The following is an 18,219-nucleotide window of genomic DNA, read 5'->3' as shown; positions in this document are numbered from 1 at the left end:
GCAGGTTTTACCACTGGGGCAACGCGCAGCCCGTCAGGGCTTGCGCGGTATTTTGTGTGAACAAGAAATTGTGCAGGAGTGTGCGGATTTGTGCGCTAAATATGATAAAATTTATTTAGACTATAGTTATATAAAAAGGGATTGTTATGAGAAGTGATATTGAATTTTTTCTTAAAGAGAAATTTAACTCAGGAATGTTAATCTTAGGGGACTGGGGTATTGGTAAAACTTATGCCATTAAAAAAATAACAAACGACATACTAAGTAAATCTAAGAATTACAAACATATATCATATGTAGCAATGAATGGGATGACAAAACTCGACCAAATTGAAGAGTCCATTTATAGAAATAAGAAAAATATTGGTGAAAGCATTAATACAACTATTGTAAACATACTTAAAACCAAAATTGATTTAAAAAAATACTTAGAATTATCAAAGATATATCTTGAAAATGACATCCGGAATACACTAATAATCATAGATGATTTTGAAAGATCATTTTTTAGTCACCCAGAGAATGTCAATGAGGATGAGGGAGAAATACATTTTTTTCTTTTAGTCGTCGGTTTATTAAACAGATTAACCCAAGAAAACAATAGTAAATTCATTATTATTATGAATAAAAATGTAATTAAAAATATAGATGATGCAATCACTAAATCCTCAGAAAAACATTTATCTAAAATAATTAACTTCGAACAAACCGATCAAACCTTTAATATTGCTATGAATATGTTAGAAGAGATTGAGGGTGAAAATGAAATATTCAAATCAAACAGAGACAAATTAAATAAATTAAATAAATACATCACCACCAATAATATTAGAATTGCCTACAAATCGTTACTATCCTACTTTAATATATTAAAACTAAAACTTCACATTGATATTAAAAATAATAGTGAAGATTCAAAATTAAATAAATTAATTGAAGACTATTTCTTGTTTTTATGCATCCTGAACTCTATTGGGTTATTAGAAGCTCGAGTTATTTCAGATAGTAGCTTTATACAGAAAGCAAACTCGATATTACGTTCATTTAAAAATAAAGAAGTAATTGATATTAATCTCATTAAAATATGTGAAAAAATCATTAATAATGAAATTTTCGAAATTGAAATATTCTCCATTCCTCCGCTAGCAAGATTGCTCTATACCCATGATCATGGTATAGCTGACCTGAAACAGGAGATCTCATGCCACATATTAAATATTCTTAAAAAAATCAGCGATAATAATGTATTGAAGTTAATCAATAAAATTAAGACAAGTGTTAAACCGATCGAAAAAAAAGAATTATTATGCATCAGTAATGATTCTAAAATATCACAATACGATTTAATCTATTTGATTTATTATTTAGAAGATAGGAGTGAGACATCATCTATTTTAATGAGAAAATTCGACCATGAAGTTGAAACCACAATTGAATCAAATGATGAGGCTAAATTAAAAAACCTAATCAAACTAATTAAAAGATCTCCTATAATTAAATATAAAAATGAAAACTCAAAAAAACTCATCGATGCTAAAGAGAGATTAAATACAAAACTCAATGAAGTTATAGAAAAAAACAAGCATGATGAGATTAATAAAAAAAATACACAACTAACTAATAATGAAGTTATAAGTTTTTTTAAAGAAATACTATTGCTAATAAACAACCCAATAAGTAATTTAAATAAATTAAGAAACCAAGAAATCACATATGAATTACGGGGAGATTCATCACTTAATAACCTATCAGTTTTAAAGTCACTATTTGACAAAATCAAATATAATAATTCTCTTGAAGTCGCTGGTGAGAATAATGCAGAAATATTATTTATGTTAACCAAGCATTTAGAATGTCATAAATTAAAGATCGAAGATGATAAATTTAAAAATAACCTTGATGATTTAGAACTAAAACAAATTCATATGGAAATGAATGATTTTTTGAATTCTGTATTTACCTACATAGGCGAAGTTAAATCCAATCTTTGGGATAAAAATCCAGACTTGGAGAAATCAATGAATTTATATATTGCTGAATGGTATCCCGAATGAGGAAACTTAAGAAGTTTAGCCCCCCCTCTCGGATCACGGTTACAACGGTTACCCCCCCTTAAAACCACACCTAACTCACTGATAACAAACAAACCCGTTGTAACTTTTTACCGGTTACAATGGGTAACAAAACATAGGGTAAAAAGTTATACCCTTATAAATCAATATATTACGGATCTGAAATGTAACCTTTTAATTTGGTTACACGTAACCGCGAAGTAACTCTTTTGTAACTGCTGACATCATCATTATTTCTTTATTAATTCAGTAAGATAGAGAGAGAATATATTTTTGTAACCATTGTAACCCGTTTCCGAAGCCCCCCCACGGATTTTCATTCCTTATATAAAGCGCAAAAAACAATCACTTCTTTCTCTGTTTTTATCTTAGTTTTGTACAGTTATTCACATTTCCTGTTTACGTATATATCACGCATAAAAAAGGCCGCACACGGCAGCCTGATTACAAAATAGATACACCCTAACTTTCACTGTTTTCCTGAAATACCCAGCACTTGATCACTTCCGGCTTTTTCGCTGTACTGGCTATAGGTAAGCAACTGTTGTACATGCTGTTTACACAGCTTCTTACGGTTTTGATGCCGATGAATTTACGCATCTTCCCGGCTTTCAACAGGTTTTTGATGTCCGTATTCAGCAGCAGGGACTGACGCTGTTCACTTGCCACCTGTGCGATATGGTTAAAATTCACCGCATACACGCCCGGTTCGGTACTGTGGTTCACGCCGTGGGCTTCGTTGTCCTGGAGATAATCAAAGGTTTCCCAGAACTCCATCACCGGCGGCTGATCAAGCTGGATGGCCTGAACGCGCTGTTTTGCCAGTTCAACAATAAAATCCCGCGTTTTTCTGATGCGGTCAGCTTTCACCGGCAGTACCAGCGACACGGTTTCCAGCAGGGCGATCAGCTGGGCGTGGTTCTTGGCAATACGTTCATGGTTAATCGCTTTATCCGCGAACAGTTTCGCCTGTAAATCATCCACCCGGGCGGTGTACTGCGTTAAAATGGCATCTTCTTTCATCAGTACCAACGGCAGGAATCCGGACAGTTTTTCGATAGGGTAGCGTTCCAGCGCAATAGCCGCGTGGCGGGTTTCAATACTCTGTTCGGCTTTGTCGGTGTAGAGGTGGATAATCCGCTCCAGAACGGCGCGTGAGGCGTTTATCTCCGCATTCTGTGCAATGATGATGCTGCCTTTGAATAACGGCTCATAGGTCTCGTTACCGTTATTTTTTACACCAAGTGAACGGGTTGCACGCCCGTTATACAGGGCTTTTAGCTCCTCCCAATCGAACGCCTTTAATTTTGCATTATCCTGAACGCGGTCACTTTCAATTAAGCAGACCGGCAGATTACTGATCTGCGAAAAGTTACGGCCACGGGCGGCGGCACTGGACTTGGACGCATCAAAACCCTCGTAATCCGCTCGGCCGCACAGCCGCCACAGGAATTCAATCAGGGTACTTTTCCCGGAACCCGGTTCCCCGCAGATTTCCAGAAACGGATAGCTTTTGTGGATCTTGCGGATCTGCTCTGAAAACAGCGAACCCAGCCAGAACGCCAGCACCACATAGCCTTTTTCACCGAACGCACTCCAGAGAGAATCAAGCCAGCGGTTATCAAATTCGTTTAAATCGGTATTGATTGATAACGCCGGGCTTAAGCTCAGGGTTTTGATATCCAGCTTATTCAGGGAAAAATAGTCTTCTTCGTTCAGGGTGAAGCACTTACCGTTCTGCACGGCCACATCATTAAAGACATACACACCGTACTCTTTGTTGTAACCGACATAATTCTGCGTGATCACTTCTTTGATATCCGGCAATGCCTGTTTGCAGATGCGGTCTAATTGCAGGGTTGTGCCGGTATACACCGCGCCTTTTGCCACATGCAGCAGCCGTTTTTTAAACTCACCGGCGCTGGTCAGCTGCGCGGCGGTAAAGGTGGCTTTCACACACGCCTGACGATGGGGAAAATCGACGCGGATATAATACCAGGACTCATCCGTTTCAACGGATTTCTGGAAATACAGCGGTGTGGGATAGCAGTTGGCGATCTCAACGACGGTCCCGGATTCTTTCACCGCTTTTTGCCGGGCTTCTTCGTCCGTCAGTCCCGGCTCTGCATCGTTGATGCGCTCAATGGCTTTCATCATCTTATCGACATCCAGCTTAAACCAGTACAGCCGGTTATCATGCTGAAAATCAAACTCTGATCGCCCGGTTTGGTTGAACATCAGCCGGGCTTTTTCAAACGCAGATGCGGCCAGCAACAATTTACCGTAATAGCGGTAACGGCCGAGATCCCGTTCAGTCAGACGTTCTTTGATGTGTAAGTCGTTCCAGTCATTGCCGTTATCGGTCTCCGCCGGTCGTGCGGCAGTGGAACGCCAGCCCTCATCCCGGCTGCGGGAAACAAATTTTTTCATCGCCCGTTCACCGGCACTGCCGTTATCCAGCGCCCACACCAGTAACGGTTTTTTCTCTGCGCCCAACGCTTCCCTCAGCGCATTCAGGGCAATGTCCGGGTAGTTGTGGCAGGTCATCAGGGAAACGGCGGTAATGCCGTTCTGGATCAGGCTCAGGGCGTCAAAAATACCCTCTGTCAGCCAGATCTCTTTCGCCTGTGTTAAATCCTGTTTCGGATGCTGCCACCAGTAGCCTTTATACGAGCCGAAAAAGTTGGCTTTACGGTCAAAACGGGATGGCCGGTCGATGATCCGTTCCCAGTACGCGCCGTTCGGCAGGGGGAATTTAACGGTTGCCGCGCCCAGCCCGTCAGCGTGATAAGAGGATTCCGCGTACAGCCCTTTCAGGGTACTGATATCCAGTCCGCGTGAGTGCTGCAAATAGGCATCTGCTGCCGCATTTGGTGCCTGTTCTGTCTTCGGATAGTGGGCTGACCAGTCATCAAAAACATCCGGGTACATCTCTTTGACAAACAATTCGGCTCCGCACTTATTTTCACGGCCGCAGCGCAGTACAAACGGCATTTCCACTGAGGTAAACAATTCTTTCTTTTTGCAGTTCGGGCAGACGCCCTGCCGTAAATAGCCGTTTTGCTCTTTGAACTGAAAATCGTTTATGAGGCGCGGCAGTAGTGCCTGTAAGTGATATGATTTCATGCGATAACCTTAGTCGCACACAGCCACATGATACCGAAAGCTGTGTGCTTTTCGTTGAGGTAAGACGGCGGCATTTGTTCAAATGCTCCGGTAGTGCCTGCGATTTAATTCATCTATTGCCTGACAGTCTGCACACAATGTGCAACCACTAATGACTTTCCGGCGTGCCTCCGGAATCGGGCGGTCACAGTTCTCACAGACAAATGCGGAAACACGGGTAATCACCTGCCGGGCTGCAGCTATCTGATGTTCCAAAATTAACGCCGCATGATCATTTGCACGGTCTATTTCATCAGACATAATTCAGTTCCCCTGCTTCATTTTCGATATGGTCGGCATCATTCATCAGTAGCTGACAAATATCTGCCCGTTCTAATTTTTCTTTCATAATTTTTCCGGCAAGTGACCTCTGGCGATCGGCAAACCGATTAAGCAGTGATTTACGTTCATCTTCACGGTTCGCTTTAATACTTTCAGCAACCGGGGTAAATATTGGATCCGGAAATGATTTCATTTTGAAACCTCATTTTCAGGTAATAAAAAGCCCTGACCTGTTACGGTCATATTTAGCGTGATGTTAATTATCACCTCACTTTATTAATCCGATTTTTTTAGCCATGATCGGGAACATGGGGTGTGGTATATTTGCTATGTCTGATGTTTCTTCACGGGAACCAGACATAACGACCACCAAAACAGGAGTTATTTCATGACTAAAGAGCAAAAAGTTCTCTTCTTGGTTGAACAATCTATTCAATGTGCCCTCAGTGAAATCCGTGATCAGGGTTATTCACATACCGGGTCGGTCATAAAAAGTAAAATTGACAACTATTACTACTCTTTGAAAGAAATCCTTGAAGAAAAACTTGCACAAAAAGACACTGATTTTCTTTGATTTTTAAAGTATGGCAAGCAGATTACTTATGATTTGCTTGCTCTCAGACATCCGTGATTCAATCTCTTTTTCATCAATAACCCAGGAACCATTAGTTACTGCTATTTTCAATAATGGAATTAGTTTCTCTGATTTAGCCTTGTCGGCATTTTCAAAATAAAATAGGTTATCAAGTGTTTTTTCAATGAATTTTATTTTGGAATATTCACATTCTGAATTAGTACAGATGAATTCACTGATAACATAAATAACACTATCAGTTCGTAATTCATCAATTGAGATATGCTCTTTTTTCATATAACTCATTTCCTACTCCCATATAACCCATCAATAAACCCTGTCACTTCAGCCAATGCATCAAATAATCCGAAAGAATTATCACCTTGCATGACTCTGTACTGCGTAATTTTTCTGACTGTATTTCGCGGAAGTTTATAAATATTGAAACCCCGATATAAAAAACAGTGAGATTTGTAATACACCAACTGATATTTATGTTGCTGCATATTCACACACCTTAGTGACGGGGTTTACCCAAACCAAGCCACGCTAACCAGCCGTCGCGCATTTCTTCCGGCAGTGATTCATACGCCAGTTTCAGCCCGGCATTCCACGCTGGCAAATAAACGTAATACTCGCCCCGCTTGCCTTTCGGATCTTTCATCTCAACAACCGGTAACTTGCCGTCTTTGCGCATATCAGAAATTGCCTGCTTAGTTTTTCCGATCATTTCTGCAAATTTCGCCTCTGTCACACAATCCGAGGCTATTGGTGTCTTTACGATTTCCTTAGTCATCTGTTAACCTCTCTTGTTGTGGCTCTTTTTAGCCCTTGTCTACTCTCACCAACTTGAGCGTGAGAGTTTTGTTTCATCTAAAATTTAGAGGATCCGCAAATTTATGTCAACTCCGAAAAACGAAAAGCTTAAGCTGATTCGGGAATCTGAACGTCTAAAACTAAAGGAACTTACTGATTTGATAGGGGTTAATTACCATACCTATCATGGATACGAATCAGGAAAAATGAATATGTCTCTTGAATCAGCTGAAAAGCTATTTGCTGTTCCCCGATTCAGAAAATATATGACCTGGTTCATGTTTGATGAAGTCAATCCCGAGGCTGGTCAGATAGCACCAGCCCTCGCACACAATGGGCAGGACGAAACAACATCACCCCGCTCAGACAAGAAAACTGGTTAACAATACATCTGGATTTTTGTGAATTCATTGATTCACAAAGTCTTTGCGCCTTCGGAGGGCTTTCTTATGTCGATTAAGAAACTCGAAGATGGTCGCTATGAAGTGGACATTCGTCCGGCTGGCCGTAACGGAAAACGTGTCAGACGGAAATTTGGTAAGAAGTTCGAAGCAATCAATTTCGAACGGTACATCATGGCCAACCATTCAAAAGAATGGGAGCCGAAGCTGACAGATAAACGTAAGCTGAGTGAACTGACAAATTTATGGTGGAATTCGATAGGAAAACACCAGGAGCATTCACACAATCACAAATACCGTGTTGAACAGTTCTGCCGCCTGATGTCTGACCCGACAGCAGCACAGATCACGAAATCACTGATATCCCGTTATTGTCAGCTCAGGATGTCACAAGGGATCAAGGCATCGACAATTAACAGGGAAATCACATGTGTGAGAAGTGTATTCACTTATCTGATAGAAACGGAATTATTTAAAGCGGAGCATCCGTTTAACGGATTTAAAAAGCTGAAGGAACAACCGACAGAAATGTCGTATCTGAGTAGTGAGGAAATTGCAGCGTTACTGAGGAAATTAGAAGGTGACGACTATAACATTGCCGTTTTGTGTCTGAGTACCGGCGCACGCTGGGCGGAAGCTGTACGGCTGAAACGGGAACATATTATTCAGAACAAAGTGCGGTTCACTTATACAAAAACACGTAAACCGCGCATTGTCCCGATCTCGGACGAACTGGCTGAACTGATTTGCCGGGATAAAAAAGACCTGCTTTTCCCGAAGGTATCTTATCTACATTTCAGGAAGATTTTAAAAGAGACAAAGCCCTCTTTACCGGCAGGACAGGCAACCCATGTTCTGAGACATTCTTTCGCGACGCACTTCATGATGAACGGAGGGAGCATTATCACATTGCAGCGGTTACTTGGTCATTCAAGCCTCAGCCAGACGATGACCTATGCGCACTTTGCGCCTGACTTTTTGCAGGATGCGGTTATGTTCAATCCGTTGAAAGGAGGATGCGGGATCTGACAGAAAGTGTCCACACAGTGACCACGCTATAGCTAATTACGGCACTGTGTGGCTCTCAAAAGAGCACTGATAACATTATGATTTTATTACAAACCCTGATGTAATCAGGCCTGAGAATTGCCCCGTCTCAGGGCAATTCTTTGTGTTTATAGATTTTATACGGCTCTTCTTCGCCGTCTTTGCGGGTTTTCAGCAGTTTCAGAATCCAGGTGTATTGTTCTATATTCGGGCGCACCAGCGCTTCCACTTCTTCGTTCATGCGGCGGGCAATATACGGGTCATCCTGTCCGTCAATGTCATCCATCGGCGGGCGGACGTGGATATGGAACTGGTGATTTTTATGATCGTACACCGGAAACAGCGGGACAATCGCCGCTTTGCAGACTTTCATCAGCCGGCCGATAGCAGGCAGTGTGGCTTTATAGGTACTGAAAAACGGGACAAATTCACTGTGCTCTTCACCGTGATCCTGATCCGGCAGATAGTAGCCGCTGTAACCATTACGTACGCTGGCGATAAACGGTTTGATACCGGCCTCGCGGGAATGCAGACGGCCGCCGAAGTGAACCCGGGCTTTATTCCACAGGTAATCCGCCACCGGGTTTTTCTGATGGTGGAACATCCCCGCCACTTTGTTGCCCTGCGCGGCAAACAGCATCGCCGGTAAATCAATCGCCCAGCCGTGCGGCACCATAAAGATGATATTGCGCCCTTCTGCCTGTAATGCGTCAATAATGTCCTGCCCGTGAACCTGCGTGCGGGAAATCACCCGCTGCGGGTTGCGCAGACACAATTCCGCCAGCATCACAAAGGCATGCGGTGCGCTGGCAAACATCTCATCCGTGATCCTTTCCCGCTCCACTTTCGGCATATCCGGGAAACAGTAATACAGATTGATCAGTGCCCGGCGGCGTCCGCCTTTGGCAAAACGTCCGGCAATCCGGCCGATACCGGCCAGCATCGGATCACGTAATTTGACCGGCAGGTAGCTCAGACCTGCCAGTGCGCCTGCCGCGACCCACATACCCCAGTATTTCGGGTGCAGGTAGTGGCGGTGAAATGTCGGGATATAGCCCGCTTTGCTGTCTGTATCGTTTTCTTTATACACAGAGGGATACCCGTATTAAATTAAGCTTATTTATCATGATATTATAAATACCGTGATCTATTATTATTGATTATCTGAACTCAGAAGTACATTAAAATTCTGCATTCTGAAAATGCGCCGGACGGGCTTTTTCATACCCGTCCGGCGAAATGAGAGGATTAATCAAGTGTCAGCTGAGGACGATATTGTTTGACCAGCGCCAGGTAACCGGTACGATCTTTGCCGGTCAGCCCGCCGGAACTCGGCAGTTTTGCTGTCAGCGGATTCACCGCCTGTTGCCCGTTCCAGACTTCAAAGTGCAGATGCGGCCCGGTAGAGCGCCCGGTATTACCGGATAACCCGACTTTATCACCGCGTTTGACTTTCTGGCCCGGTTTGACCAGCAATTTACGCATATGCATATAACGGGTGGTGAACTGACGACCGTGACGGATAGCCACGAAATTCCCCGCCGCACCACTGAATTTAGCCACAACCACTTCCCCGTCACCGACTGCCAGAACCGGTGTGCCGACCGGCATAGCGAAATCGACCCCTTTATGCGGGGCAACACGCCCGGTGACCGGGTTTACACGGCGCGGGTTAAAGTGTGAGGAAACACGGAATTGTCTGGTGGTCGGGAAACGCAGGAAACCGCGCTCCAGCCCGTCACCTTTGGCATCATAAAAACGGCCGTCTTCGGCACGGAATGCATAATAGTCACGCCCGTTAGTATGCAGACGCACCGCCAGCATCTGGCTCTGTTCCTGTTTACCGTCCAGCATTTCACGGGAGGTCAGTACAGTGAAGCGATCGCCGTTTTTCACCTTACGGACATCCACCTGCCACTGTAACGCTTTGGAAATATCACGCACTTCGCTGCGGGTCAGTCCCGCTTTTGATGCACTGGCATTCAGGCTGCCGCTGACTTTACCGGTCAGGCGTTTTGTCTGCCATTCCCCTTCGCGCATCTCTTTGGTTTCTTTGAATCCGTTGCCGCTGCGGGCATAGGTGCGGGTTTCACGGCGGTTAACCGCCCAGCTCAGAGATTTCAGTTCGCCGTCGTCATTCAGTTCCCAGGAAAGGGTCTGGCCGATTTGCAGATTACGCAATTCTTTGAACTGGTTAGATAATAAGGCCACATCAGAAGAATCTATCCCGTACTGTGTCAGGATAGCAGACAGGCTGTCACCGCTGGCAACAGTGTATTCACGTGAGGTCGGGATAACGGTATCAGTCGGGGAGGCATCATCGAGATCATCAGATTCTTTGGCGAGACCTTCATCCGGCAGCTGATCGCTGCTGTCAGTGATAATATCGTCGGTATCCGTGTCCGTGCCGGTTCCCGCCTGTATGGCAAAAGTGTCCGCAGGCGGTGCAAAATCAGTTTCAGTATATTGTTCGTTATCAGCATTCCGCTCATGATATACAGCAAACGGGTGCCAGACAGCGACACCCAGTGTTGCGGCAGTTAACATTCCCAGCATCATACGATGCGCTTTGGGTAACTGGTTGTATACCAGAACGGCGGATTTTGCCAGTTGCTGCAATTGCACGCGTTCTGTTCCTTATTTATTGCTCCAGGCAGGATGCGTACTGTGCTGATAACCGTGACAGGAAGTTGGTATAACCGTCCCGATCCACTGCAATTCCGCTGCCCAGCGGGTCAAGGACGCCCATCTTCGCGTTCGTCCCTTTGGCCACCGCTTTAATGACTGCCGGCCTGAACTGCGGCTCAGCAAACACACACAAGGCGTTTTGCTCAGCCAGCTTTAATTTGATGTTATTGAGTGTCTGCGCACCCGGCTGAATTTCAGGGTTGACCGTAAAATGCCCGGAAGGCGAAAGATCAAAGCGTTTTTCAAAATAACCATAGGCGTCATGAAAAACAAAATAACCGTGTGTTTTCACCGGTGCCAGCTGCTGAGCAATATTCTTCTCAGTTTCAGTAAGTTGTCCATTGAATTTACGCAGGTTTACGTCCAGCACAGATTTTTTATCCGGATAACTCACCAAAAGTTTATTATACACTGCCTGAGCGGTCTGCCGGGCAATATCCGGCGACATCCACAAGTGCATATTGTACTCACCGTGATGATGATGATGACCGTCCTCATCATGATCATCATCTTCATCGTTTTTCAGCAGAAAAGGTCTGACAGACTCAAGTTCGCTGATAACGATCTGTTTTTGCTCCGGAACAGCTGAAAGCGGCTTTTGCAGGAAGGTTTCCAGCTCCGGCCCGACCCAGACAACCAAATCCGCTGAACGGATTTTTTTCAGATCAGACGGTTTGAGTGCATAATCATGCGGTGAAGCACCATCCGGCAGTAAAATCTGTGTGTCCGTGACGCCATCTGCAACCGCAGCAGCGATTAACCCGACAGGACGTACTGATGTTAACACATCTGCGCTGGCGGTTTGTGCGGTCAGACTCAAAAATGTGGCAATAAACGCTGTTTTTATTCCGTGCCGTGACTGGTGCTGCATAATGGAAACTCCGTGACATGAATGTTGAAATGTTATATTATAACGTTTCATTCATTCTGCAAGATAATAATTTGCCATGTCAACACTTATCGCGGTAAATGATGTCTCAGTCGCTTTTGGTGCCAATACGGTACTGGAGGACATTTCATTTACATTATCCCCCGGAAAAATTATCACCCTTCTCGGGCCGAACGGTGCAGGAAAATCCACCATTGTCCGTGTGGTTCTCGGCCTTACCGAACCAACGTCCGGCACCGTCACCCGTACGCCGGGACTGACTGTCGGCTATGTCCCGCAGAAACTCTATCTTGACCCGACAATGCCGCTGACGGTTGCCCGTTTTCTGCGTCTGAAGCACGGTGTCAGCAAAGGTGAATGCCTCGCGGCACTTGAGCGCGTCAATGCCGCCCACCTGACCGGAAAACCGATGCAACGGCTGTCCGGCGGGGAGATGCAGCGAGTGCTGCTGGCTCGCGCCCTGCTCGCCCGGCCGCAGTTGCTGGTGCTGGATGAGCCGACTCAGGGTGTGGATGTCAACGGCCAGGTCGCGCTGTATGACCTGATTACCCGGCTGCGCGATGAACTGAATTGCGCGGTCCTGATGGTTTCTCACGATCTGCATCTGGTGATGGCAAAAACCGATACCGTGTTGTGTATCAACCGCCATATCTGCTGTTCCGGTGAGCCGGATGTGGTCGCCGCCCATCCTGAGTTTACCGCCATGTTCGGTACCCGCGCCGCGACACAGATCGGCGTGTACCGCCATCATCATAATCACAGCCATGAAAACGGCAGCGCAGTGTTATCCCCTTCTGCGCCCTGCTGCGGGAATCACTCCCCGGCAGATACCTCTGTAAAATCCGCTCCGGAGTGCCGCCATGATTGAATTACTGTTACCGGGCTGGCTCGCCGGGATACTACTGGCGATCGCCGCCGGCCCGCTCGGCTCCTTTGTGGTCTGGCGGCGGATGTCCTATTTCGGTGATACGCTGGCGCATGCGTCACTGCTCGGGGTCGCCTTTGGTCTGCTGCTGAATGTCAGTCCGTTTTATGCTGTGATTGCCGTGACGCTGATTCTGGCTATGCTGCTGGTCTGGCTGGAGCGTCGTCCGCAACTGGCGGTGGATACCCTTCTGGGCATTATGGCGCACAGTGCGTTGTCTCTCGGTCTGGTGGTGGTCAGCCTGATGTCGAATGTGCGGGTGGATCTGATGGCTTACCTGTTCGGTGATCTGCTGTCAGTGACCTATGAAGATTTGCTGCCGATTGCCGTGGGTGTGACTATCGTGACCGGTTTGCTGATGTGGCAGTGGCGCAATCTGCTTTCTCTGACTATCAGCCCGGAGCTGGCGTTTGTTGATGGTATCAACCCGGGCAGACTGCGGATGATGCTGATGCTGGTCACCGCACTGACCATCGGCCTTGCCATGAAATTTGTCGGCGCGCTGATTATCACATCACTGCTGATTATTCCTGCCGCCGCTGCCCGCCGTTTTGCACGGACACCGGAGCAGATGGCAGTCGGTGCGGTTGTCACCGGAATGATTTCCATCACCGGCGGATTAGCCTTCTCTGCTTTTTATGACACCCCTGCGGGACCGTCCGTCGTGCTGTGTGCCGCCTGCTGCTTTATTCTCAGCCTGCTGGTGAAACCACATAATTAATTGTCTGCACAGCAAAAAGCCCTGTTTTTTCAGGGCTTTTTACTTTCTGCTAAACTGCATTATTACGCTGTTTCTGATTTTGTCCGCACTTTCGGTTTCACCGGATTCACACTCAGCACCAGCTTATCGAGGAATGTGATCAGTTTTTCATTCATTTCACTGTAACTGTGTCTGCGGATCGCACTTGGTGTATCAACAAAACGGAATCCGGAGGCCGATTTCAGATCATTTTCGCCGTTGAGGATCAGATACTCCACCACATCACGGGTCAGCTCCATATGGCACTGGAAGCCGTAAACACGTTTGGTATATTCAATAATCTGACGCGGACAACCGGCACTGAAAGCGATAATCTGCGCACCTTCAGTTAATCCCGGCATATCGTAATGCCAGTGGCCCACACCCAGCGAGTCGCCGAAATGAGAAAACAGCTGGCTGCGTTTCCCGGCGTTGGTCATGTGGATGGTAAATTTACCGAACTCTTTTTCCGGGCTTTGTGTATACGGCGCGCCTAATGCCTCACCGATAAGCTGTGCGCCGAGGCAGACCCCGATGACAACTTTATTTGAATTGATGGCGTTGGCGATAAACGCCTGCTCTTTTTTGGAATCAAAATAAGCGCACTGAGCAGTGGTGGTTTCCGGGTTTTGCGGCCCGCCCATGACAATCAGAAAATCAATTTCACTGATGCTGTCAGGTAACTTGTCACCTTCATACAGACGGGTGAACGTGACATCGTAATTGTTCTTCCTTGCCCAATACTCGTAAGCGCCGGGTGCTTCAAAATAGTCATGAATGATAAAATGAACACGCATAATCAGTTCCTTTTCCCTTTAACGAAATCCTCTTTTTACATTACAGGGTTCAGACAATGCATACCAATTTTTAAATGTCGAAAAACAACCAATTACAGGGAAATCCTCCCGGATTATTTCCCAAAAAGCCATTTAATTATCACATGAACAAAAGGGTAAACATATTAGGTTTACCCTCAGGTCTGAGGTCCGGGTTTTTAATCGTTTCCGCTGTGATCAATACCAAAGTGGCGATAGGCATGTGCGGTGGCAAGGCGTCCGCGCGGGGTCCGCTGAATAAAGCCCTGCTGGATTAAGAAAGGTTCGATGACATCCTCAATGGTTTCCCGCTCTTCGCCGATAGCCGCCGCCAGGTTATCCAGCCCGACCGGGCCGCCCATAAATTTATCAATAATGGTAACCAGCAACTTGCGATCCAGATAATCAAACCCGGCGGAATCCACATTCAGCATATCCAGAGCCTGACCGGCAATCAGCCCGTCAATACCGCCGTCACCTTTCACCTGGGCAAAATCCCGCACTCGGCGCAGAAGGCGGTTAGTGATACGTGGTGTGCCGCGTGAACGCATGGCAATCTGGCGGGCACCGTCATCCGAAATATCCAGCCCCATATAACGGGCACTGCGGCTGACAATATGCTGTAAATCGTCCGTATTATAAAATTCCAGCCGCTGCACGATCCCGAAACGGTCACGCAGTGGTGATGTCAGGGAACCTGCACGGGTGGTGGCACCGATCAGGGTAAACGGCGGCAGGTCGATTTTAATGGAGCGGGCAGCCGGCCCTTCCCCGATCATGATATCCAGCTGGTAATCTTCCATTGCCGGATAGAGAATTTCTTCCACCACCGGGGACAGGCGGTGAATTTCATCGATAAATAACACATCGTGGGGTTCGAGGTTGGTCAGCATCGCCGCCAGATCACCGGCTTTTTCCAGCACCGGCCCGGAGGTAGTGCGCAGATTAACCCCCATTTCATTGGCGACAATATTCGCCAGTGTGGTTTTCCCGAGCCCCGGCGGGCCGAAAATCAGCAGATGATCGAGGGCATCACCGCGCTGACGGGCAGCCTCGATAAAGATTTCCATCTGCGAACAGACCTGCGGCTGACCCACATATTCCGCCAGTAATTTCGGCCGGATAGCGCGATCCACCACCTCATCATCCGGCAGCGTTTCCGCCGTAATTAGTCTGTCAGCTTCAATCATGACCTGTCACCCCGTTGTGTCATCATCGTTTTTATTATTACAGCGCGGCGCGCAGTGCTTCGCGGATCAGTGTTTCGCTGTCTGAACCGGCTTTGGATACCTTCGCTATCATCCGGCTGGCTTCCTGCGGTTTATAGCCGAGGGCAATCAGTGCCTCAATGGCTTCAGATTCCGCATCTGCCTGGCTGTTGCCCGCCTGCTGACTGGCCGGAAGTGACATTTCCGTATCACGGAACAGGTCACCGTTAAGCCCTTTGAAACGATCTTTCATTTCCACCACCAGACGTTCGGCGGTTTTCTTGCCGACACCCGGCAGTTTGATTAACTGTGCTACGGCCCCCTGCTCAACCGCCGCCACAAACTGCTGCGCAGACATACCGGAGAGGATCGCCAGTGCCAGTTTCGGCCCGACACCGTTCACTTTGATTAATTCACGGAACAGCGCGCGTTCCTGTTTATCATTAAAACCGTACAGTAACTGTGCATCTTCCCGCACAATAAACTGCGTGAACAGAATAGCTTCCTGACCGGCATCCGGCAGTTCATAGAAACAGGTCATCGGCATATGGACTTCATAGCCCACACCGTTGGTTTCCAGTAATACGACAGGCGGCTGTTTTTCCAGCACAATACCTCTTAAGCGACCGATCACGCGTGTCTCCTTTATGATTGCGGCAGAGCCTGTTTATAGCATAAAAAAAGCTGGACGTATATCCAGCCATCAGAAAATCACGGGTATCTGCGACACCGGTTACTCTTTCAGTCGTCCGCGTGCCATCACCAGACGCGGCTGCCCCATCTGCACCAGATTCTGGTTAAAATGACAGTGGGTGATCGCAATCGCCAGTGCATCTGCCGCATCCGCCTGCGGTGCAGCTGACAGTTTCAGGATCGAGCGCACCATATGCTGAACCTGGGCTTTTTCCGCCGCCCCGGTGCCGGTGACCGTTTGTTTCACCTGACGCGCCGCATATTCAAATACCGGCAGATTATTATTCACCGCCGCCAGAATCGCCACACCACGGGCCTGTCCCAGCTTCAGGGCAGAATCAGCATTTTTGGCCATAAAGACCTGTTCGATAGCAAAACCATCCGGCTGATACTGGGTGATGATTTCACTGACACCGGCGTAAATTTTACCCAGACGGGACGGAAGATCATCCACCTGTGTGCGGATACAGCCGCTGCCGATATACAGCAGACGCCGTCCCTGCTGGCGGATAACACCATATCCGGTCACCCGCGAGCCGGGGTCAATACCGAGAATAATTGCCATAGGAGGACCGTATTGTCACAACAGGAAAAAAGCACGAAAACAGAGGGATGCGCACAACAGCGCATCCTCTGCGGAGTGAGTGACGGAAATTACAGCAGTGCTGCAACTTCGTCTGAGATATCGCCGTTATGGTAGACTTCCTGCACATCGTCAGAGTCTTCCAGCATATCGATAAGGCGCATCAGTTTTGGTGCGGTTTCCGCATCCAGATCCGCTTTGGTGGACGGGATCATCGATACTTCGGCAGATTCAGCGTTGAAACCGGCTGCATCCATCGCGTCTTTGACATCACCCAGAATTTCCCAGGCGGTGTAAACGTCGATAGCGCCGTCGTCAAAGGTTTCAACGTCATCAGCACCGGCTTCCAGCGCTGCATCCATCACCGCATCTTCATCCAGACCCGGTGCATAGGAAATGATACCTTTGCGGGTAAACAGATAGGCTACGGAGCCATCCGTTCCCAGGTTGCCGCCGGTTTTGGTGAACGCGTGGCGCACATCCGAAACCGTACGTTTACGGTTATCCGTCAGGCACTCCACCATCACAGCAGTGCCACCCGGGCCGTAACCTTCGTATACGATGGATTCCATGTTATCGTTTTCATCATTACCCGCCCCGCGTGCAATCGCACGGTTCAGGGTATCGCGGGTCATGTTGTTTGATAACGCTTTATCCACTGCCGCACGCAGACGTGGGTTAGATGCAGGATCAGGACCACCAATGCGCGACGCCGTGACTAATTCACGAATGATTTTCGTGAAAATTTTACCGCGCTTCGCATCTTGCGCGGCCTTGCGGTGTTTGGTGTTGGCCCATTTACTATGACCTGCCATTCTCTAATCTCCAGATTAAGTCTTACGACGTTCATTCATTTAAATCCGCTGTCACTGCGGAAGAACACACTGACGAACGAATTCTTCAATTGCTTCCCCGTTACTGGGTGAGATAGTTTTCACGGCGGCATCCGCTGCCGGTAACCATTCATACGCCAGATGCTCCGTTAAGGGAACCGCCTTCGGCGCGGGTAAGCATAACACAAACCAGTGTTCCGTATTGTGCGTCACGTCCGGTGCATACCGGTGACGGAAATGCGGAAAAATGGTATAGCGGACGGTGCGCTGACAATCCGTCAGCCGCAATCCTTCCGCAAGAATATCAATACCGGTTTCTTCTTTTACTTCCCGCAATGCGGCATCACGGGGAGTCTCTCCCGGTTCCAGACTGCCGGTGACGGACTGCCAGAAAGCAGGATCGTCACGGCGCTGTAACATCAGAACACGCCCCGTTTCCTGCTCACAGATAACCACCAGCACAGATTCAGGGCGTTTAAAAGCCATCAG

Annotated in this window: 20 protein-coding genes; 6 read left to right on the top strand and 14 right to left on the bottom strand. The window is 47.2% G+C overall.

The features are described 5' to 3' along the window. Nucleotides 1-146: 146 nt before the first annotated feature. Nucleotides 147-2,054 (top strand): hypothetical protein, encoded by a 1,908-nt coding sequence (locus ACF8OF_RS13065; RefSeq protein ID WP_392496877.1) that lies wholly within the window; start codon nucleotides 147-149, stop codon nucleotides 2,052-2,054. Between the two features lie 480 nt (nucleotides 2,055-2,534). On the opposite strand, the gene ACF8OF_RS13060 is transcribed toward ACF8OF_RS13065, so the two are convergent. The 3 genes from ACF8OF_RS13060 to ACF8OF_RS13050 form a co-directional block, all read right to left on the bottom strand. Then, nucleotides 2,535-5,198 (bottom strand): toprim domain-containing protein, encoded by a 2,664-nt coding sequence (locus tag ACF8OF_RS13060; RefSeq protein ID WP_392496876.1) that lies wholly within the window; start codon nucleotides 5,196-5,198, stop codon nucleotides 2,535-2,537. Between the two features lie 78 nt (nucleotides 5,199-5,276). Next, nucleotides 5,277-5,498 carry a TraR/DksA C4-type zinc finger protein gene (locus ACF8OF_RS13055; RefSeq protein WP_392496874.1) on the bottom strand — a complete coding sequence of 74 codons (222 nt, stop codon included), beginning with the start codon at nucleotides 5,496-5,498 and terminating at the stop codon, nucleotides 5,277-5,279. Then, nucleotides 5,491-5,712 (bottom strand): DUF2732 family protein, encoded by a 222-nt coding sequence (locus ACF8OF_RS13050; RefSeq protein WP_087826431.1) that lies wholly within the window; start codon nucleotides 5,710-5,712, stop codon nucleotides 5,491-5,493. Before ACF8OF_RS13050 ends, ACF8OF_RS13055 begins: the two co-directional genes overlap by 8 nt. Before the next feature lie 195 nt (nucleotides 5,713-5,907). On the opposite strand from ACF8OF_RS13050, the gene ACF8OF_RS13045 reads away from it, so the two are divergent. After that, nucleotides 5,908-6,093 carry a hypothetical protein gene (locus ACF8OF_RS13045; protein WP_318668037.1) on the top strand — a complete coding sequence of 62 codons (186 nt, stop codon included), beginning with the start codon at nucleotides 5,908-5,910 and terminating at the stop codon, nucleotides 6,091-6,093. A 3-nt stretch (nucleotides 6,094-6,096) separates the two neighbouring features. On the opposite strand, the gene ACF8OF_RS13040 is transcribed toward ACF8OF_RS13045, so the two are convergent. Together ACF8OF_RS13040 and ACF8OF_RS13035 are read right to left on the bottom strand one after the other, a co-directional pair. Then, the gene (locus tag ACF8OF_RS13040; protein WP_392505296.1) at nucleotides 6,097-6,399 is read right to left on the bottom strand and encodes a hypothetical protein; all 303 of its coding nucleotides are present in this window, start codon (nucleotides 6,397-6,399) and stop codon (nucleotides 6,097-6,099) included. A 211-nt stretch (nucleotides 6,400-6,610) separates the two neighbouring features. Further along, nucleotides 6,611-6,889 carry a regulatory phage cox family protein gene (locus tag ACF8OF_RS13035; RefSeq protein ID WP_087826427.1) on the bottom strand — a complete coding sequence of 93 codons (279 nt, stop codon included), beginning with the start codon at nucleotides 6,887-6,889 and terminating at the stop codon, nucleotides 6,611-6,613. Nucleotides 6,890-6,992: 103 nt separating this feature from the next. Between ACF8OF_RS13035 and ACF8OF_RS13030 the strand changes: the two genes are divergently transcribed. Both ACF8OF_RS13030 and ACF8OF_RS13025 read left to right on the top strand, forming a co-directional pair. Further along, on the top strand, nucleotides 6,993-7,292 hold the full coding sequence (locus tag ACF8OF_RS13030; RefSeq protein WP_262882927.1) for a helix-turn-helix transcriptional regulator: 300 nt from the start codon (nucleotides 6,993-6,995) through the stop codon (nucleotides 7,290-7,292). A 66-nt stretch (nucleotides 7,293-7,358) separates the two neighbouring features. Beyond that, nucleotides 7,359-8,339, top strand: coding sequence for a tyrosine-type recombinase/integrase (locus tag ACF8OF_RS13025; protein WP_392496922.1), 981 nt, complete (start codon nucleotides 7,359-7,361; stop codon nucleotides 8,337-8,339). Between the two features lie 127 nt (nucleotides 8,340-8,466). Here ACF8OF_RS13025 and lpxM read toward each other — a convergent pair whose 3' ends face one another. The 3 genes from lpxM to znuA form a co-directional block, all read right to left on the bottom strand. Beyond that, complete coding sequence (gene lpxM / locus ACF8OF_RS13020; RefSeq protein WP_392496871.1) at nucleotides 8,467-9,447, bottom strand: lauroyl-Kdo(2)-lipid IV(A) myristoyltransferase; 981 nt, start codon at nucleotides 9,445-9,447, stop codon at nucleotides 8,467-8,469. A gap of 158 nt (nucleotides 9,448-9,605) precedes the next feature. Beyond that, nucleotides 9,606-10,976 (bottom strand): murein DD-endopeptidase MepM, encoded by a 1,371-nt coding sequence (gene mepM, locus ACF8OF_RS13015; RefSeq protein ID WP_262859955.1) that lies wholly within the window; start codon nucleotides 10,974-10,976, stop codon nucleotides 9,606-9,608. Nucleotides 10,977-10,998: 22 nt separating this feature from the next. Continuing rightward, nucleotides 10,999-11,916 carry a zinc ABC transporter substrate-binding protein ZnuA gene (gene znuA, locus ACF8OF_RS13010; RefSeq protein WP_392496869.1) on the bottom strand — a complete coding sequence of 306 codons (918 nt, stop codon included), beginning with the start codon at nucleotides 11,914-11,916 and terminating at the stop codon, nucleotides 10,999-11,001. A 76-nt stretch (nucleotides 11,917-11,992) separates the two neighbouring features. Between znuA and znuC the strand changes: the two genes are divergently transcribed. Together znuC and znuB are read left to right on the top strand one after the other, a co-directional pair. Continuing rightward, on the top strand, nucleotides 11,993-12,802 hold the full coding sequence (znuC, locus tag ACF8OF_RS13005; RefSeq protein ID WP_392496868.1) for a zinc ABC transporter ATP-binding protein ZnuC: 810 nt from the start codon (nucleotides 11,993-11,995) through the stop codon (nucleotides 12,800-12,802). Next, nucleotides 12,795-13,580 (top strand): zinc ABC transporter permease subunit ZnuB, encoded by a 786-nt coding sequence (gene znuB, locus ACF8OF_RS13000; RefSeq protein ID WP_262882925.1) that lies wholly within the window; start codon nucleotides 12,795-12,797, stop codon nucleotides 13,578-13,580. The genes znuC and znuB overlap by 8 nt, the downstream gene beginning before the upstream one ends. A 62-nt stretch (nucleotides 13,581-13,642) precedes the next feature. Here the strand turns inward: znuB and ACF8OF_RS12995 are convergent, their stop codons facing one another. The 6 genes from ACF8OF_RS12995 to nudB form a co-directional block, all read right to left on the bottom strand. Beyond that, on the bottom strand, nucleotides 13,643-14,395 hold the full coding sequence (locus ACF8OF_RS12995; protein WP_262882924.1) for a glutamine amidotransferase: 753 nt from the start codon (nucleotides 14,393-14,395) through the stop codon (nucleotides 13,643-13,645). A 197-nt stretch (nucleotides 14,396-14,592) separates the two neighbouring features. Next, on the bottom strand, nucleotides 14,593-15,603 hold the full coding sequence (gene ruvB, locus ACF8OF_RS12990; protein ID WP_004237292.1) for a Holliday junction branch migration DNA helicase RuvB: 1,011 nt from the start codon (nucleotides 15,601-15,603) through the stop codon (nucleotides 14,593-14,595). A gap of 37 nt (nucleotides 15,604-15,640) precedes the next feature. Continuing rightward, complete coding sequence (ruvA, locus tag ACF8OF_RS12985) at nucleotides 15,641-16,255, bottom strand: Holliday junction branch migration protein RuvA (protein WP_392496866.1); 615 nt, start codon at nucleotides 16,253-16,255, stop codon at nucleotides 15,641-15,643. A 99-nt stretch (nucleotides 16,256-16,354) separates the two neighbouring features. Beyond that, complete coding sequence (gene ruvC, locus ACF8OF_RS12980) at nucleotides 16,355-16,879, bottom strand: crossover junction endodeoxyribonuclease RuvC (RefSeq protein ID WP_262859876.1); 525 nt, start codon at nucleotides 16,877-16,879, stop codon at nucleotides 16,355-16,357. An 89-nt stretch (nucleotides 16,880-16,968) separates the two neighbouring features. Then, complete coding sequence (locus tag ACF8OF_RS12975; protein ID WP_025154188.1) at nucleotides 16,969-17,712, bottom strand: YebC/PmpR family DNA-binding transcriptional regulator; 744 nt, start codon at nucleotides 17,710-17,712, stop codon at nucleotides 16,969-16,971. Nucleotides 17,713-17,763: 51 nt separating this feature from the next. Continuing rightward, nucleotides 17,764-18,216 (bottom strand): dihydroneopterin triphosphate diphosphatase, encoded by a 453-nt coding sequence (gene nudB, locus ACF8OF_RS12970; RefSeq protein ID WP_025154187.1) that lies wholly within the window; start codon nucleotides 18,214-18,216, stop codon nucleotides 17,764-17,766. Between the last annotated feature and the right edge of the window lie 3 nt (nucleotides 18,217-18,219).

Origin of the sequence: Morganella sp. TYF_1, assembly GCF_043105645.1 — a bacterium.
GTDB lineage: Bacteria > Pseudomonadota > Gammaproteobacteria > Enterobacterales > Enterobacteriaceae > Morganella > Morganella morganii_B.
This window is presented reverse-complemented; position numbering and strand designations above follow the sequence as displayed.

Bases quoted from the DNA above. Each gene is read 5' to 3' on its own strand.
- ACF8OF_RS13065 (WP_392496877.1), top strand. From the start codon at position 147: ATGAGAAGTGATATTGAATTTTTTCTTAAAGAGAAATTTAACTCAGGA.
- ACF8OF_RS13060 (WP_392496876.1), bottom strand. From the start codon at position 5,198: ATGAAATCATATCACTTACAGGCACTACTGCCGCGCCTCATAAACGAT.
- ACF8OF_RS13055 (WP_392496874.1), bottom strand. From the start codon at position 5,498: ATGTCTGATGAAATAGACCGTGCAAATGATCATGCGGCGTTAATTTTG.
- ACF8OF_RS13050 (WP_087826431.1), bottom strand. From the start codon at position 5,712: ATGAAATCATTTCCGGATCCAATATTTACCCCGGTTGCTGAAAGTATT.
- ACF8OF_RS13045 (WP_318668037.1), top strand. From the start codon at position 5,908: ATGACTAAAGAGCAAAAAGTTCTCTTCTTGGTTGAACAATCTATTCAA.
- ACF8OF_RS13040 (WP_392505296.1), bottom strand. From the start codon at position 6,399: ATGAGTTATATGAAAAAAGAGCATATCTCAATTGATGAATTACGAACT.
- ACF8OF_RS13035 (WP_087826427.1), bottom strand. From the start codon at position 6,889: ATGACTAAGGAAATCGTAAAGACACCAATAGCCTCGGATTGTGTGACA.
- ACF8OF_RS13030 (WP_262882927.1), top strand. From the start codon at position 6,993: ATGTCAACTCCGAAAAACGAAAAGCTTAAGCTGATTCGGGAATCTGAA.
- ACF8OF_RS13025 (WP_392496922.1), top strand. From the start codon at position 7,359: ATGTCGATTAAGAAACTCGAAGATGGTCGCTATGAAGTGGACATTCGT.
- znuA (WP_392496869.1), bottom strand. From the start codon at position 11,916: ATGCAGCACCAGTCACGGCACGGAATAAAAACAGCGTTTATTGCCACA.
- znuC (WP_392496868.1), top strand. From the start codon at position 11,993: ATGTCAACACTTATCGCGGTAAATGATGTCTCAGTCGCTTTTGGTGCC.
- znuB (WP_262882925.1), top strand. From the start codon at position 12,795: ATGATTGAATTACTGTTACCGGGCTGGCTCGCCGGGATACTACTGGCG.
- ACF8OF_RS12995 (WP_262882924.1), bottom strand. From the start codon at position 14,395: ATGCGTGTTCATTTTATCATTCATGACTATTTTGAAGCACCCGGCGCT.
- ruvB (WP_004237292.1), bottom strand. From the start codon at position 15,603: ATGATTGAAGCTGACAGACTAATTACGGCGGAAACGCTGCCGGATGAT.
- ruvC (WP_262859876.1), bottom strand. From the start codon at position 16,879: ATGGCAATTATTCTCGGTATTGACCCCGGCTCGCGGGTGACCGGATAT.
- ACF8OF_RS12975 (WP_025154188.1), bottom strand. From the start codon at position 17,712: ATGGCAGGTCATAGTAAATGGGCCAACACCAAACACCGCAAGGCCGCG.
- nudB (WP_025154187.1), bottom strand. From the start codon at position 18,216: ATGGCTTTTAAACGCCCTGAATCTGTGCTGGTGGTTATCTGTGAGCAG.